The following is a 14,060-nucleotide window of genomic DNA, read 5'->3' as shown; positions in this document are numbered from 1 at the left end:
TCCACCGAGGAGATGACTCGAGATGCAGACCCTGGCGCACTGGGACGGCGGTCCCGGCCCGTGGATCCTGTTCTTCCCGCTGATCTGGGCGGCCGTCGTGATCGGCGTCGTGACGGTGCTGCGGCGCACCGCCTGGCGATCGGGCCGTGGCCCCTGGCGGGCGACGGGCGGCTTCGGTCCCGGCGGGTCCCTGCCGGCCGGTGACGCGCCGATCGCCGTGCTCGGCCGCCGCTTCGCCTCCGGGGAGATCGACGAGGACGAGTACTGGCGCCGGCTGTCCGTCCTCGACGAGCAGTTCGGACGCACGGGCAAGGGCGGTGCGGCATGACCACCTCGACCGTCCGCCCGGACGCCGCCCGTGTCGTCGACGCCGTGAAGGTGTACGGCGGCGGCGACACCGCCGTCCGGGCCCTGGACGGGGTGAGCGTGGGCTTCCCGGCCGGCCGCTTCACCGCGATCATGGGGCCCTCGGGCTCCGGCAAGTCCACCCTCATGCACTGCGCGGCCGGTCTCGACACCCTCACCTCGGGAGCCGCGTACATCGGCGACACCGAGCTCGGCGCCCTCGACGACCGCCGGCTGACCCTGCTCCGCCGCGACCGGATCGGCTTCGTCTTCCAGGCGTTCAACCTGATCCCGACGCTCACCGTCGCCGAGAACATCGCCCTGCCCATGGACCTCGCCGGCACCAAGGGCTCCCGCGCGTGGACCGACGCCCTCGTCGACGTCGTCGGTCTGCGCGACCGGCTCCACCACCGGCCGAGCGAACTGTCCGGCGGACAGCAGCAACGCGTCGCCGTGGCACGGGCGTTCGCCTCACAACCCGACGTCGTCTTCGCCGACGAACCCACCGGCAACCTCGACTCCCGTTCCGGCCGGGACGTCCTCGACCTGCTCGGCCGGGCGGTGCGCCGGATGGACCGTACGGTCGTGATGGTCACCCACGACCCGGTCGCCGCCGCGCACGCCGACGAGGTGGTCTTCCTCGCCGACGGACGCCTCGTGGACCGGATGGAGAACCCGACGGCCGACAGGGTCCTCGACCGCATGAAGGCCTTCGACGGCAAAGGCGCGCCCGTATGAACGCCGTACTGCGCCTCAGCCTCTCGTCGCTGCGCGGGCACAAGCGCCGCTTCGCCGGGACGTTCTTCGCCGTGTTCCTCGGCGTCGCCTTCCTGGCCGGCACCCTCGTCATGGGGGACACCCTGCGCGCCGGGTTCGACACGATGTTCGGCAACGCGACCAAGGGAACCGACGCCGTCGTCCGCAGCGCCGACGTCATCACGACGCCCGGGGGAGAGCCAGGGCGTCCGCGCGCCCGTCGGCACCGATCTGGTCGGCACGATCGAGCGGGTCCCCGGTGTCGCCGCCGCGGCGCCCGACATCCAGGGCGCGGGCCAGCTCATCGGCTCCGACCGCGAGCCCATCGGCGGACAGGGCCCGCCCACCCTCGCCGGCAACTGGATCGACGACCCGAAGCTCAACGCGTACCGGCTCGCCGAAGGCCGCGCCCCCGCGAGGTCCGGCGAGGTCGTCGTCAACCGCGGGGCCGCGAAGAAGGGCCACCTGAGGATCGGCGACACGACGGTCCTGCGCACACCCGACCCCGTCCGGGTGACCATCGTCGGCCTCGCGACCTTCGGCGGCGAGGACGGCATGGCCCAGGTGACGTTCACCGGCATGACGCAGGCCGACGCGGAGAGATATCTGACCGCGAAGCCCGGCGAGGCCGCGAGCATCCGCGTGCGCGCAGGCCCGGGAGTCGGTCAGGACGAACTCGTCTCCGCTCTGACTCCCGTACTCCCCGAGGGAGTCGAGGCCATCACGGGACAGGAGTCCGCGCAGGAGAACACCGACATGGTCTCCAGCCAGTTCCTCACCCTCTTCACCGCGCTCCTGCTCGTCTTCTCCGGCATCGCGCTCCTGGTGGCGACCTTCTCCATCCACAACACCTTCGCGATCGTCGTCGCCCAGCGCACCCGTGAGAACGCGCTGCTGCGCGCCCTCGGTGCCTCGCGCCGGCAGGTCACCGCGTCGACCCTGGCCGAGGCGAGCGCCGTCGCCGTGGCCGCCTCGGCCGCGGGGATCGCCGGCGGCATCGGGATCGCGGCCGGACTCCAGGCCCTCTTCCCGGCCATCGGCTTTCCCTTCCCCGACGGCGGTCTGGTGATCAGCGGCCTGTCCATGCTGCTGCCGCTGGTCGTCGGCGTCGTCGTCTGTCTCGGGTCCGCCCTGCTGCCCGCCGCCCGTGCCGGACGGACCGCTCCGCTCGCCGCCCTGCGGGAGACGGCGGTCGACGAGTCCGGTGCCTCGCGTGCCCGGGCGACGGCGGGCGGGGCACTGGCGGTCCTGGCGGTGGCCGTCACCCTGACCGGTGTCCTGCTCACCCCGTCGCTGTGGCTCGCGGGGCTCGGCGCCGTGCTGGCCCTCGCCGCCTTCGTCGTCCTCGGACCGGTCGCGTCCTCGGCGGTCGTACGGGTCCTCGGCGCGCCGCTCGCCGGGCTGCGCGGCGTCACGGGCGGACTCGCCCGGCGCAACGCGCTGCGCAGCCCCCGGCGGACCGCCGCCACCGCGGGCGCCCTGATGATCGGCGTCGCCGTCGTCTCGCTGTTCACGGTCTTCGGCGCCTCGCTCAAGGCCACCATGGACCAGACGGTCTCGCGGTCCTTCGCCGGTGATGTCGCCGTCAGCACACCGTCGTTCGGAGCGGGCGGCAGCGGACTCAGCCCGGAACTGGCCCCCGCCCTCGCGCGCCGGCCGGCGGTCGCGTACGCCGTGGGGCTGGGCAAGGGAGTCGCCGAGGTCAACGGTCAGGGCCGCGCGCTGACGGTCACCGATCCGGTCACGCTCGGCAAGGTCTTCGACCTCGGACACGTGCGGGGCTCGCTGAACGGCCTCGGCGCCGACGGCATCGCGATCACCCGCGCGGAGGCCGGCAGACAGCACCTGACGACCGGCGACACCGCCCGTCTCACCTTCACCGACGGACAGCGGGTGAACTTCACCGTCCGTGCCGTCTACGGCCGTTCGGAGCTCGCGGGCGACTACGTCATCAGCCGCGCCGCATGGGCCCCGCACCGCACCCAGGACGCCGACACGCTCGTCGCCGTCTCCTTCAAGGACGGTGTGAGCACGGCCGACGGCAAGGCGGCGGTGCGGAAGGTGGCCGAGCGGTACGGCAGTCCCGAGGTGCAGACCCGGGAGGAGTACGCGCAGTCCTCGGCGTCCGGCATCGACATGATGCTGACCCTGGTCTACGCGCTGCTCGCGCTCGCGGTGCTCATCGCGCTGCTCGGCATCGCCAACACCCTCACGCTGGCGATCCACGAACGCACACGGGAACTCGGTCTGCTGCGGGCCGTCGGACAGACCCGGTCGCAGCTGCGTGCCATGGTCCGCTGGGAGTCGGTCCTCGTCGCCGCGTTCGGCACGGCGGGCGGCCTCGCCCTCGGTGCCTTCCTCGGCTGGGTGCTGGTCGAGGCGTCCGACGGGGCGTCGGACAGCGCCTTCGCCTTCGCGATCCCGCCGGCGCGCCTCGCGGTGGTGGCGCTGGTGGGTCTCGCCGCCGGGGCCCTCGCGGGACTGCGTCCGGCGCGGCGGGCGGCCCGCCTCGACGTGCTGCGGGCCATCGCCACGGAGTGAGCCACCCGGTGCCGTACGACGTCCGTGAGCGAACGGCGTACGGGAGGGGGATCACCGCCCGGTCAGCCGGCAACGGCCGACCGGGCGGGAGCGTGTTCCGGCCTGAGCACGTCGACGGTGTGCCGGAGGGTGACCTCGGCGGTGGTCTCGTACGGCGGACGCAGTGAGGCCGTCACCACGGGGGTGGAGGCCGGAAGGGTGAACCACACGACCTTGCCCGACTCGCCGTCGGGGCGCACACCCCAGCTCTCGCTCACCGCCGCGACCATGGCGAGGCCGCGTCCGCAGGTGGAGCCGGGGTCGGCCTCGCGTACCACGGGAAGCCGGGGGTCGTGGTCGTGCACCGAGACCGTGAGCCGGTCGAGCAGCAGCTCGATCTCCACGGTGCAGAGTTTGTCCGGCTGGGCGTGCCGGTGGACATTCGACAGCAGCTCGGTCACGCCGAGCGCGGCCCGGTCTATCAAGGGGTCAAGATGCCAGTAGCGCAACTGCGCAGAGACGATTCTGCGGACCTGGCCGATCCGCGACGGCAGGGCTTGGAGCTCCACCGTGCAATGCCTGCTTGGCTGGCTGATCACGGCTGCGACTCCCCGAATTGAGGTCCGGAAGAAGGCGGAGATCGGATCCAGCAGAGTGGCTGAGTCGAACGGCCGCCTGCTGTGATGACCGGCGGGCTGGTTCGCAGCGTTATCGCCGGTAAACCCAGAGTGATGTGACATCAGAGTGACTCAGGGGACACGGTCCCGCAACTCGCGGTGCTCCAGAGGGTGGGGCGGGCGCGGTCGGCGCACCTCAGCCGCTGCGTCCGGCCGCCTTGCGGACCGCCTCGATGAAGCGGCGCGCCGACGGGGGCCCGGGCCGGCCGGGTGCCGGATCGCTCTCGCCGAGCGTGAGCGAGTACCGCGTGCCGTTGACATCCGCCAACGCCCGGTCCTCGTGAGCGAACCAGGGTTTCGAGGCGCGCACCGCCTGCACCGGCGCGCTGTCGATCTCGCTGCCGTAGCTGGTGAGCAGTTCCAGCCTGCCCTCGCTGATCCGGACCTGTCCGGCCCGGGTGAGCGAACGCAGCCTCTTCCCGATCCGCACGCCCGTGGCCGTGAACTCCGGCTCCGCCATGGTGCTCCGCCCCCTTGTGCGCTCCGGCTGTGCCCTGTCGTGACCCAGTGTGCATCCGCGTCGGGGACGACCGCCCCGCGCGGTGCAGTCTGCCCGCAGGTGGCGACGAGCACCAGTGCGTATGGCGAGGTGGTCGTGGTGACGGGAGCAAAGGCCGGGATGCGCCCCCTGAAGGGGATCCGATGGGCCCGGAACCGGGATCCGATGGATCCGCATCCGGGATCCGATGGATCCGGATCCGGGGATCCGATGATTCCCGGATGCGGATTCCCCGCCTCCCCCAGGGGCGTCTTTGGGCTGCCCAAAGGTGTGTTTATGCAGGTGAGAAGCGTGTGGAAGGTGCCTATGATCGAAGCGTCCGACCAGTCGAAGCGGTGTCGGCGCGCCGCGCGTTAGGAGCCTTCCCGTGAGCACTGCCCAGCCGATCAGGACCGGTGAGACCCTCGACGTCGACCGGAGCGACGCGGAGTACCGGAGCTGGCTCAAAGAAGCCGTGCGCAAGGTCCAGGCGGACGCGAATCGCTCCGCGGACACGCATCTGCTCCGCTTCCCGCTCCCCGAGGAGTGGGGTGTCGACCTGTATCTGAAGGACGAGTCGACCCACCCCACGGGCAGCCTCAAGCACCGCCTGGCCCGCTCGCTCTTCCTGTACGGCCTGTGCAACGGCTGGATCCGGCCGGGCCGCCCGGTGATCGAGGCGTCCAGCGGCTCGACGGCCGTGTCCGAGGCCTATTTCGCGGGGCTCGTCGGGGTGCCCTTCATCGCCGTCATGCCGCGCACGACGAGCGCCGAGAAATGCCGGCTGATCGAATTCCACGGCGGGCAGTGCCACTTCGTGGACGACTCGCGCAAGATCTACGAGGAGTCCGTCGCTCTCGCGGCCGAGACCGGCGGCCACTACATGGATCAGTTCACCTACGCGGAAAGGGCCACGGACTGGCGCGGGAACAACAACATCGCCGAGTCCATTTTCCGCCAACTGGCCCTCGAGCGATTCCCGGAACCCACCTGGATCGTCGCCACGGCCGGCACCGGCGGCACCTCGGCGACCCTCGCCCGCTATGTCCACTACATGCAGGCGGACACCCGCATCTGTGTGGCCGACCCGGACAACTCCTGCTTCTTCGAGGGCTGGACCACCGGCGATCCGGACGTCACCTGCGACCGCGGCTCGCGCATCGAGGGCATCGGCAGACCGCGCGTCGAGCCGAGCTTCGTGCCCGGGGCCATCGACCGCATGATGAAGGTGCCGGACGCCGCGAGCATCGCCGCGGTACGCGCCCTGGAGCAGGCCATCGGCCGCAAGGCGGGCGGCTCGACCGGCACCGGCCTGTGGAGCTCCCTGAAGATCGTCGCCGAGATGGTGGCCGAGGGGCGCACGGGAAGCGTGGTGACGCTGCTCTGCGACCCCGGTGACCGCTATCTCGACAAGTACTACTCGGACACGTGGCTGGCCGAACAGGGCCTGGACATCGCGCCGTACATGACGGCGATCAACTCCCTGCTGGAGACGGGCGTCTGGCCGGCCTGACCCGGGTCGGGCGCGGTGAACACCCTTATGTCCGGCCGCCGTTCGGCCAGAGAGGGTCCGGCGCGGGCGTCGCCGCGGACGACGCCAGGTGTTCCTGGAGCCGGGCATGCCGGAACTCGTAGGCCGCTCCCGCCTGACGCAGCACACCGCGCTGGTGCGCCTCCTCCAGGAACGCCATCAGACGCCAGGGCAGCCGCCCGTTGCCGCACAGCCACAGACGGGTCACGAGGAGCCAGCCCCAAGCGCTGATGAACACGGAGAAGGGGCCGACGAGCAGCCAGGTCAGGAGGACGAGGCCGAAGGAATCGGATGTCCCGGACGTCCGGGCCAGGGTCACCGACGCGAGTACCGCGGCGACGACGCCGAACGCCACCAGCGTGACGCCCCGCGTGATGGCGGCGACCCGGTCGAACCGCAACGTGGCCTGGGGTCCGGCGGCTCGCGCGGTGTCGATCGGCGAGACCATCCACGCGTGGAAGCCGGCCGCCAGTCCGCTGACCAGACCGAGGCCCAGGCCGGCGGTCAGCCCCAGACTCAGATAGCTGCCGAAGAGCACGCTCGGCGGTGCCGCGAACAGCCAGTCGTACGAACGGCCGGGTACCTCGGTCTGGAACGCGGAATCCTCCACGTACGCCCCGCTCGGCAGTCTGACCTGCGGGTTGGTCCGGGAAGCGCGCAGCTCCAGCTCTATGCGACCGTGGAAGGGGGTGCAGCGCACGGAACCCGAGCAGTCCTGGCGCGCTGTCCCGGCGGGGGACGCGTACGCCGTGCCGTCGGCGTGCACCTCGACGACGCCGTCGACCGGCTCGGGTGTGCGCAGATAGCGGTCGTCGTTGGGGCGTACGCCGTGGACCCAGCCGTCCGCCGTGACGACATAGCGCGTGCCGTCCGTGAGGTGGTGCACCACGCCGGCGGGGAAGTCCGCCGACACGGTGGCCCGGGCGCCGGCCACGGTGGCGGTCGTGACACCGAACGCCGCGCCCAGGGCCAGACCGGTCAGGAGACCGGTTCTGAGCCCGCGGACCAGGGCCGTCCGGAAGTGTCCGCGAGCACGCTGGGGACGGGGGGACGTCGCCCCGCGGGCGGTGCCGCCCTGCCAGTTGCGCAGTCCCATGGCCACCAGGGCGCCGGCCGCTATCGCCGTCGTGGGCGGTACCCACGGCGGAACGACGAACAGCTGCGGGAGGAAGAAGCCGATCACCGCGGACATGAACACGACCACGACGGCTCTGACCGACCCCCGCCCACCGAAAGCCGCATAGGAGGGAAGCGGCTCCCCGATGATCCCCAGTACCCCCAGCGCGATGGCCGTGGTGAGTCCGAACGCCATGGCGAACGCGGCCGCGCCGAGCCACGTCGGGCCGACGTTCGCGTTGGGCAGGGAGGTGGTCCAGTCCAGGCTGGTGCTGGCGACCGACCCGACCAGAACCCCCGCCAGCACGGCGGTGACGATCACCCGCGCCGACCATTCCGCCGTCCGCCGACGGGTCGAGATCCACGCCCCGAGCACGGTGTAGCCCAGCCCCACTCCGAGAATGAACCCGCACATCATCGCGGGCGCCTTGAGTCCGGCGACGGGGATCCAGGCCACGCCGAGCACGAGCGCCACGCATCCGAGGAGCAGGATCGGGCCCAGCGTGCGCAGCGGCCACGGCAGCGCGCGGCGCAGCCGCCACCAGGCGAGCTGCCGGGTGGTCTGCCGCTGTAGCTGAGCGGCGAGTTCGCCCAGCCAGGCGCCGGCCTCCTCGGCGCGTGGGCTGTCCGCGAACGCGGCCGGGACGAAACTGTCCAGCAGATGCCGTTCCAGGACGTCCGGATCGGCGAACCGGCCGTCGAGCAGTTCGGTGGGGTCCCGGCCGGTGTCGCCGTAGGCGGCCCGCGCCATGGCCACCATCAGCGGTGTGCTGAGGGCCGAGCGCACCGTACGGGCGACGGGATCGTCCGGATGCCGGCGAAACTCCGCGAGCACCGGATCCCAGCGCGTGGCGCGCTCTCCGCCCTCTCCGCGTACGGGCCGGCCGGTGCGCGCCAGATAGGAGCCCACGGTCTCGAACGTCAGAGGCCGCAGTTCGATGACCGCCGCGGCGGTGAACACGTCGCTCGTCTCCACCGCCTTCGCGTACGCCTCCGTACGGCACGTCACCAGAACCGGCTCACCCGAGTCGAGTTCCGTGTTGAGCCGCCGCAGAGCCGTTGCCCACGATGCCTGCGGCATCTCGTCCAACCCGTCGAAAACAGGCAGTACGAGCCCGGCTCGCAGCAGCTTGTCGGCCCAGGAGGCGCCCGGATGGGTCGCGGCCAGATGGGCGGCCATCCAGCCCCGCAGACTCTTCTGCTCGGGCTGCCAGCTCGACAGGGGGAAAAGCACCGGGACGCGATCGCCGGGCTGCCATCGGGCGAGCCGGTCCAGGATGAACCCCACGGCCAGCATGGTCTTGCCGCTTCCCGGTTCACCGAGCACCACCAGCCGCCGGGACGGGACGGCTTCCAGGACGCTGGAGATGTCCTCGAGCCGGTCACCTTCCGTCACGACGGGACCGACCTCGCCCGGAGCGTCGACCAGCCACGCTTCGGCGGGCGACCAGCGCACCTCCAGCGGGTAGGGGTCCTGGAGCCGGCGCAGCCGCCACTCCGCCCGCCACTGCTCCTCCACCGCGCCCGACAGCCGCTCGGCCCACTGCTCCAATCGCTCCCGGGAGGGAGCCGAGCCCTCGTTCGCCTCCTCGCCCTGCGGAGCGCTCTTCCACAGATTGACCGAGAGCCCGAAGAGGGAGAACCCGAAACCGAGAACGGCGGTCAGGACCGAGGTCTTGCCGAGATCGCCGTTGGAGAACGCCACGCAGAGCACGGTCCCTGTGAGCGCGACCGCACCCATCCAAATACCATGCCGCCACCACCGCATCACACGTCCCCGTCACGCCTCGCCGTCCGCGCGAGGAGTCCTGCTACCGGGCTTTCCAGTTCGCGTTGTCCGGGATCGTCTTCTCAGGCACGCGTACCTGAATGATGGACGGACCGCTCGAGTACTCCAGCGCACCCGTCACGGCATCCTCCAGTTCGCCGTACGTGCCGACTTCCCATCCCCGGCAGCCGAAGACCTCCGCCAGCGTGCTGTAGTTCCACCGGTGCAGCTCGCAGGGCTTGTAGAACGGTTCGTCGGAGTGGAACACCGCCGCGTCGGCGAGCCACTGCTCCACGGCGTAGACGCCGTTGTCGATGACGAAGACGATCGGATCGAGCCCCAGCCGGGTCTGGGTCGAGAGGCATTGGGCCGTCATCTGGAAGCCGCCGTCACCCGAGAAGACCAGGACCCTCTGGTCGGGACGCTTCGCCAGGCAGATACCCGTCGCGGCCGGCGCGCTGTAGCCGATCGACGAGTAGGACGACTGGACGACGAATCCGCCGGGACTGGGCACGTCGAGCAGCAGGCTTCCGAAGTAGTTCATGCTCGCGTCGGCACCGACGATGGTGTTCCTGTCGACGTACCGCTGGATGTAGTCGTAGAACCCCTGGTAAGTGATGACATCGGCCTTCTCCATCGTCGGCGCGCTGCGCGCCGGGATCTCCGGCAGTTTCCGCTCCTTGGGCGCGATCTTCTCCGCCAGAATGCCGTCGATCAGGTGCTCCAACGCGACCTGCCCGCCGAAGTAGGTTCCGAACTTGACCGCGTCGAACGACGCGAACGCGGTCTTGTCGTAGTCCGGGTCCCAGCCCAACGAGTTGATGTCCGTCAGCCATACGCCGAGCGCCAGGACGAAGTCGGACGTGGCGGCCAGATCCGTCACGACCTTCGACGACGCCTGGCCGTCCAGCACGCCGGCGAACAGGGCGTCGTCCTCGGACAGGACGGCCTTGCTGAGGAGTTCCGTGACGAACGGGACGTTCAGTTGCTGGATCAGACGCATGGCCTTGTCCTGAAGGCCGAGACGGTCGATCTCCACACCGAGCCAGATGAGAGGACTCTCGGCGCTTTCGAGCTTCGCGCAGATCTGAGCGACCGACTGTTCCAGGCTGGTCTCGTCCGACAGGACCCTGACCGGCTTCAGTACGCCCTCCGGCGGCCGGCACTCCAAGTCGACCATGTCCTGGAGCAGTTCGATGTAGATCGGGCGCCGTTCGCTGATGCACCGGGTCAAGGCGTAGTCGATCAGCGTCGGCGCGAGGTCCGGATTGTCGATCCGGATGGCCGCCACCGTCAGGTGCTCGAACGACTGGAGATCCGTTTCCCGTCCGCTGATGAAGTGATGCGCGCTGAAGCCGGTCTGCTCGAAGGTGATGGTCTTCTTGACGCTCGGTGTGCCGTTGATCAGCACGAGTGGCACTTTCTCGACATAGGCGCCGGCGACCGCGTTCACGGCGCAGAGGGCGCCCGCGGAGTAGGTGACGCAGAGGGCGCCGATTCCCCTCAGCCTCGCGTAGCCGTCCGCCGCGTAACCGGCGTTCACCTCGTTGACTTCCTCGATGATCTTCGTGCCGCTCGGCGCGACGTACCGGTTCAGCCATTCGATCGAGTAGTCTCCCGCGATGGCGAACAGGTGCTCCAGCCCCAGTTCGCGGAGCCGGTCCACCAGGTAACGCCCTACAGTGCAACTCTCGTTCATGGTTGAAGCACCTCCGTGGTCAGTAGTCGCTCGCGCTGCCGAACAGCCGGGGCATGTAGATGTCGAAGATCCCCGGGCACTTGCGCTCCGGATACCGCTGCAGCATGAAGCTCTTGAAGGCGTCGCCTGTCAGCCCGTCACCGATCGCCTGCCGAGCGGCGGAAAGGTACTCGATGTTGCGGGCGACTTCGTTCTTGTCGGCCGGCAGACCGTGGCCCGGCAGGAACAGTTCGTAGTCCGACACCAGCATGTCGCCCAGCACCCGGATCCAGTGGTCCATGTGTTTCGTCAGGTACAGATGGGTGCCGCTGTAGAGCAGATCCTGAGTGAAGTACACGCCCAGATCGGGAAGCCTGATGGTGAGGTGGTAGTCGATCTCGGTGTCCGTCACCCGGTCGAAGACGTACCTGACCCCGTCGATCTTGTCCTCGCCGGCACTGGCGACCCGTTCCGGAACGACGACGCGCTCCGGGGCGAGGTCACCGAGTTTCCAGTGGTCGCTTCTCGAGTCCTCGCCATGGTCGTGGATGAACGTCATGGTCTCGGACAGCGCGTGGACCGTGACGTCGCTGAACGCGGTCCCGAGACCGAACCAGTGGTCGGGATGACGGTGGGAGAGGTACAGCCTTTCGATCGGCTTGCCCAGGCTGTCCGCGTAGTCCCTGAAGGCTCTCGCGTAGGGGGCGAGAAACTGCGCGTCGACGAGAACGAGCTGGTTCCTGGTTTCGATGACATGCGTGGCGTTCGCGATGTTGCTGCCCGTGAAGGACGCGACGAACGTGTGAATACGCACGTCGCCCGTCTGCTTCACGACCATGGTGATGGGATCCGACACCTGAGCCAGCACGGGAGTCCCCTTTCCGGGATTAGGCGGTCTTCTCTCGCAGCTCCTCCAACGCGGCCTCGGCCACGTCGTAGGCGCTGTCCCTGCCGGGCACCGGCTCGTCCTCGCCGGGTCGCCAGAAACGCCGGCGCGCCATGCGCATGGAAGCGTCGAACGGCGGGATCGCGTTGAACACTTCGATCAGGTACGGCCCGCGGTACACCGGCTCGATCTCGCGCGCGAGGACGTCCCACGGAATCCAGCTGTCCTTCACCGCCCCCCGGTCGGGTGCGGAGATGTGGACGTAGTAGAGCCGGTCCTGCCGTGTCGCCCGCCCGACGTTCTCCCTGAGGACCGACGGACCCTGGCTCTCCATCACGACCTGCGCCGTGTCGATCGTCACGCCGCCCTGCGGGTGCTCCAGGCCCTCGAGGAAGTCCAGTACCTCCGAGACCATGTTGGGCGGCGGCGTCTCCCAGCTCTTGACGGGCTCGACGGCGAGCCTCACCTCGCGCGCCGCGGCGTACTCCAGCAGTTCCTCGAAGACGGAACGCGCCGCGTCGTAGCGCGGCTTCATCCAGTCCTGCAGGGCGTCGCTCCAGATCGGCTCATCGGTGTCCGTGAGGGGAAAGACCCCGTAGGGATAGATGAACGGCCCGGACATGATGGAGTCGCCGCCCAGGACGCGTGTGATGTCGACGCGCGACTTGAGGTAGGACAGGGCCTGCGCGCGCTGCTCCTCGTAGGGCGACGTCGGGTCGAAGGTGCGTGTGGTCCCGACGTTGGTGGTGAACTTCACGTCCCCCAGCCCCGCCCGTTCGAATGTCTTCCTGAGGCCGGCGTAACCGTCGACCTCGAGCTTGTGATCGACGCTCGCGGGCTGGGCGGCGATGTGCACGTCGAAGCCGTCGTAGCCCATGTCGGTCAGGACCTTCAAGTGATCGATCAGTACGCGGCTGTACCGCGCGTCCTGTGGTCGCAGATCAGCCGTGAACATGAAGAAGCTGAAGAAGACGTCTCGTCCGATGGTCGCGTTCATGGTCACCAGCCCAGGATGTCGGCGAGGTAGGCACGGGCCTTCTTGGCGTACTCGAGCGGTACGGCCTTGTTCGGGTCCTGTTCCGCTTCCACGACCAGCCACCCCTGGTAGTGGGCGGCGGCCAGCGCTTCGAGGATGGGCCGGAAGTCGATCCCGCCGTCTCCCGGCACGGTGAAGACGCCGAGCTGGATGGCCTCCTGGAACGACAGGCCCTCTTCCCGCACCCGGCTCACGACCTCGGGCCGGACGCTCTTCAGGTGGACGTGACCGATGCGGTCGGCGTAGTCCCGGGCCAGATCCAGCGGATCGTCACCGGCGAAGGCCATGTGCCCGGTGTCGAGCAGCAGGTGGACCAGCTCCGGATCGGTCGAGGCCATCAGCCGGTCGATGTCGGCCCGCGTCATGACGCCCGTGCCCATGTGGTGGTGATAGCTGAGCTTCAGCCCGGCCGAGGCGGCGATCCCGCCGAGCTCGTTCAGGCCCGAAGTCAAGGCGTCCCACTGGGAGTCGGTGAAGACCGGGCGGTTGGCGAAGACGTCCACGGGCAGCAGGTGGGACGAGGCGCCGAACTCGGCCACGACCAGCTCGGTCCCGCCCAGGGTCTTGATATGGGTCAGCGTCTCCTCGAAAGCGGCGACCGTCTTCTCCCGCATCCTGCCGATCGTGAAGTACGTGCTCGTCCAGGGCTCGGACACACTCAGGCCGCGGAGATCGAGTGCGGCCTTGAGCTCGGCGGCGTCCGAGGGGTACTTGTGCCCGATGCTGCAGCCCTGGAAGCCGGCGAGCGCCATGTCGCTCACGGCCTGGCCGAAGGAGATGCCGGCGTCGATGGCGGGGAAGTCGTCGTTCCACCACAGGGTGCAGCAGACGCCGAGCTTCACCTTGTCCGGGCTGAGACGTTCGAGTGTGTCCGTCATCTCGTCGCCCCCTTCAGGTAGCGGTCCGCGATGCGGGGCGGCTGAGCCCAGGAGCCGTATCCGGGGGCCTTGGCACCCGGGGGATTGGCCCCGATGGCCCGCCACAGGAGCCCCTCCTGGTAGGCGGCGGCGGTGACCGTGGAGGTCTCGCCCGCTGCCCTGGCCCCGTAGCGGTCGGTCCACTCGGCAGGCAGCGCGTACCACATTCCGGCGTACCAGAGCTTGATCACGTTGCGGGCCACGGGGCCGAGCCGGTCGTCGCCGAAGATCCGGTGGCGCAGGGCCCGGTCGAACAGATCCCGGTCGAGCGGGGCCCGGGTGCGGCTTCCGGCCTCGCCGGCCGCGTCGGCCCGGGCCGCCCTGTGGGCCTCCAGGAGGGCGGTGACGATCT

At 69.8% G+C, this 14,060-nt stretch carries 11 protein-coding genes and 1 pseudogene; 4 read left to right on the top strand and 8 right to left on the bottom strand.

Annotated features, from left to right (window positions below):
• Nucleotides 1-22: 22 nt before the first annotated feature.
• The 3 genes and pseudogenes from ACWEBX_RS17795 (at nt 23) to ACWEBX_RS17785 (ending at nt 3,642) form a co-directional block, all read left to right on the top strand.
• On the top strand, nt 23-328 hold the full coding sequence (locus ACWEBX_RS17795) for an SHOCT domain-containing protein (RefSeq protein WP_384783232.1): 306 nt from the start codon (nt 23-25) through the stop codon (nt 326-328).
• The gene (locus ACWEBX_RS17790) at nt 325-1,083 is read left to right on the top strand and encodes an ABC transporter ATP-binding protein (protein WP_451885770.1); all 759 of its coding nucleotides are present in this window, start codon (nt 325-327) and stop codon (nt 1,081-1,083) included. Before ACWEBX_RS17795 ends, ACWEBX_RS17790 begins: the two co-directional genes overlap by 4 nt.
• A pseudogene (locus tag ACWEBX_RS17785) lies at nt 1,080-3,642 on the top strand (FtsX-like permease family protein). Before ACWEBX_RS17790 ends, ACWEBX_RS17785 begins: the two are co-directional and overlap by 4 nt.
• A gap of 62 nt (nt 3,643-3,704) precedes the next feature.
• On the opposite strand, the gene ACWEBX_RS17780 reads toward ACWEBX_RS17785, so the two are convergent.
• Both ACWEBX_RS17780 and ACWEBX_RS17775 read right to left on the bottom strand, forming a co-directional pair.
• On the bottom strand, nt 3,705-4,220 hold the full coding sequence (locus ACWEBX_RS17780) for an ATP-binding protein (RefSeq protein WP_451885769.1): 516 nt from the start codon (nt 4,218-4,220) through the stop codon (nt 3,705-3,707).
• 214 nt (nt 4,221-4,434) lie between these two features.
• Nucleotides 4,435-4,758: a hypothetical protein gene (locus tag ACWEBX_RS17775; protein WP_451885768.1), complete on the bottom strand. Its 324-nt coding sequence runs from the start codon at nt 4,756-4,758 to the stop codon at nt 4,435-4,437.
• Between the two features lie 406 nt (nt 4,759-5,164).
• Between ACWEBX_RS17775 and ACWEBX_RS17770 the strand changes: the two genes are divergently transcribed.
• Complete coding sequence (locus tag ACWEBX_RS17770; RefSeq protein WP_451885767.1) at nt 5,165-6,289, top strand: PLP-dependent cysteine synthase family protein; 1,125 nt, start codon at nt 5,165-5,167, stop codon at nt 6,287-6,289.
• 25 nt (nt 6,290-6,314) lie between these two features.
• Here ACWEBX_RS17770 and ACWEBX_RS17765 read toward each other — a convergent pair whose 3' ends face one another.
• From ACWEBX_RS17765 to ACWEBX_RS17740, 6 genes are all read right to left on the bottom strand, one after another.
• Nucleotides 6,315-9,164 (bottom strand): NACHT domain-containing protein, encoded by a 2,850-nt coding sequence (locus ACWEBX_RS17765; RefSeq protein ID WP_451885766.1) that lies wholly within the window; start codon nt 9,162-9,164, stop codon nt 6,315-6,317.
• A 70-nt stretch (nt 9,165-9,234) separates the two neighbouring features.
• The gene (locus ACWEBX_RS17760; protein WP_451885765.1) at nt 9,235-10,890 is read right to left on the bottom strand and encodes an alpha-keto acid decarboxylase family protein; all 1,656 of its coding nucleotides are present in this window, start codon (nt 10,888-10,890) and stop codon (nt 9,235-9,237) included.
• A gap of 19 nt (nt 10,891-10,909) precedes the next feature.
• Nucleotides 10,910-11,737, bottom strand: a complete 828-nt coding sequence (locus ACWEBX_RS17755; protein ID WP_451885764.1) for an MBL fold metallo-hydrolase — start codon at nt 11,735-11,737, stop codon at nt 10,910-10,912.
• 19 nt (nt 11,738-11,756) lie between these two features.
• Nucleotides 11,757-12,752 carry a sugar phosphate isomerase/epimerase family protein gene (locus ACWEBX_RS17750; RefSeq protein WP_451885809.1) on the bottom strand — a complete coding sequence of 332 codons (996 nt, stop codon included), beginning with the start codon at nt 12,750-12,752 and terminating at the stop codon, nt 11,757-11,759.
• A gap of 2 nt (nt 12,753-12,754) precedes the next feature.
• Nucleotides 12,755-13,669 carry a myo-inosose-2 dehydratase gene (gene iolE / locus ACWEBX_RS17745; protein ID WP_451885763.1) on the bottom strand — a complete coding sequence of 305 codons (915 nt, stop codon included), beginning with the start codon at nt 13,667-13,669 and terminating at the stop codon, nt 12,755-12,757.
• Nucleotides 13,666-14,060: hypothetical protein (locus ACWEBX_RS17740; RefSeq protein WP_451885762.1), on the bottom strand; the 395-nt coding region annotated here is incomplete at its 5' end. The genes iolE and ACWEBX_RS17740, both read right to left, overlap by 4 nt.

This window comes from Streptomyces sp. NPDC005070, assembly GCF_053600395.1.
The sequence above is the reverse complement of the archived record's forward strand: the minus strand, read 5'-3'. Positions and strand labels throughout refer to the sequence as shown.

Coding starts and splice junctions, on each gene's coding strand:
- ACWEBX_RS17775 (WP_451885768.1), bottom strand. CDS start 4,758: ATGGCGGAGCCGGAGTTCACGGCCACGGGCGTGCGGATCGGGAAGAGG.
- ACWEBX_RS17765 (WP_451885766.1), bottom strand. CDS start 9,164: ATGGGTGCGGTCGCGCTCACAGGGACCGTGCTCTGCGTGGCGTTCTCC.
- ACWEBX_RS17790 (WP_451885770.1), top strand. CDS start 325: ATGACCACCTCGACCGTCCGCCCGGACGCCGCCCGTGTCGTCGACGCC.
- ACWEBX_RS17760 (WP_451885765.1), bottom strand. CDS start 10,890: ATGAACGAGAGTTGCACTGTAGGGCGTTACCTGGTGGACCGGCTCCGC.
- iolE (WP_451885763.1), bottom strand. CDS start 13,669: ATGACGGACACACTCGAACGTCTCAGCCCGGACAAGGTGAAGCTCGGC.
- ACWEBX_RS17795 (WP_384783232.1), top strand. CDS start 23: ATGCAGACCCTGGCGCACTGGGACGGCGGTCCCGGCCCGTGGATCCTG.
- ACWEBX_RS17750 (WP_451885809.1), bottom strand. CDS start 12,752: ATGAACGCGACCATCGGACGAGACGTCTTCTTCAGCTTCTTCATGTTC.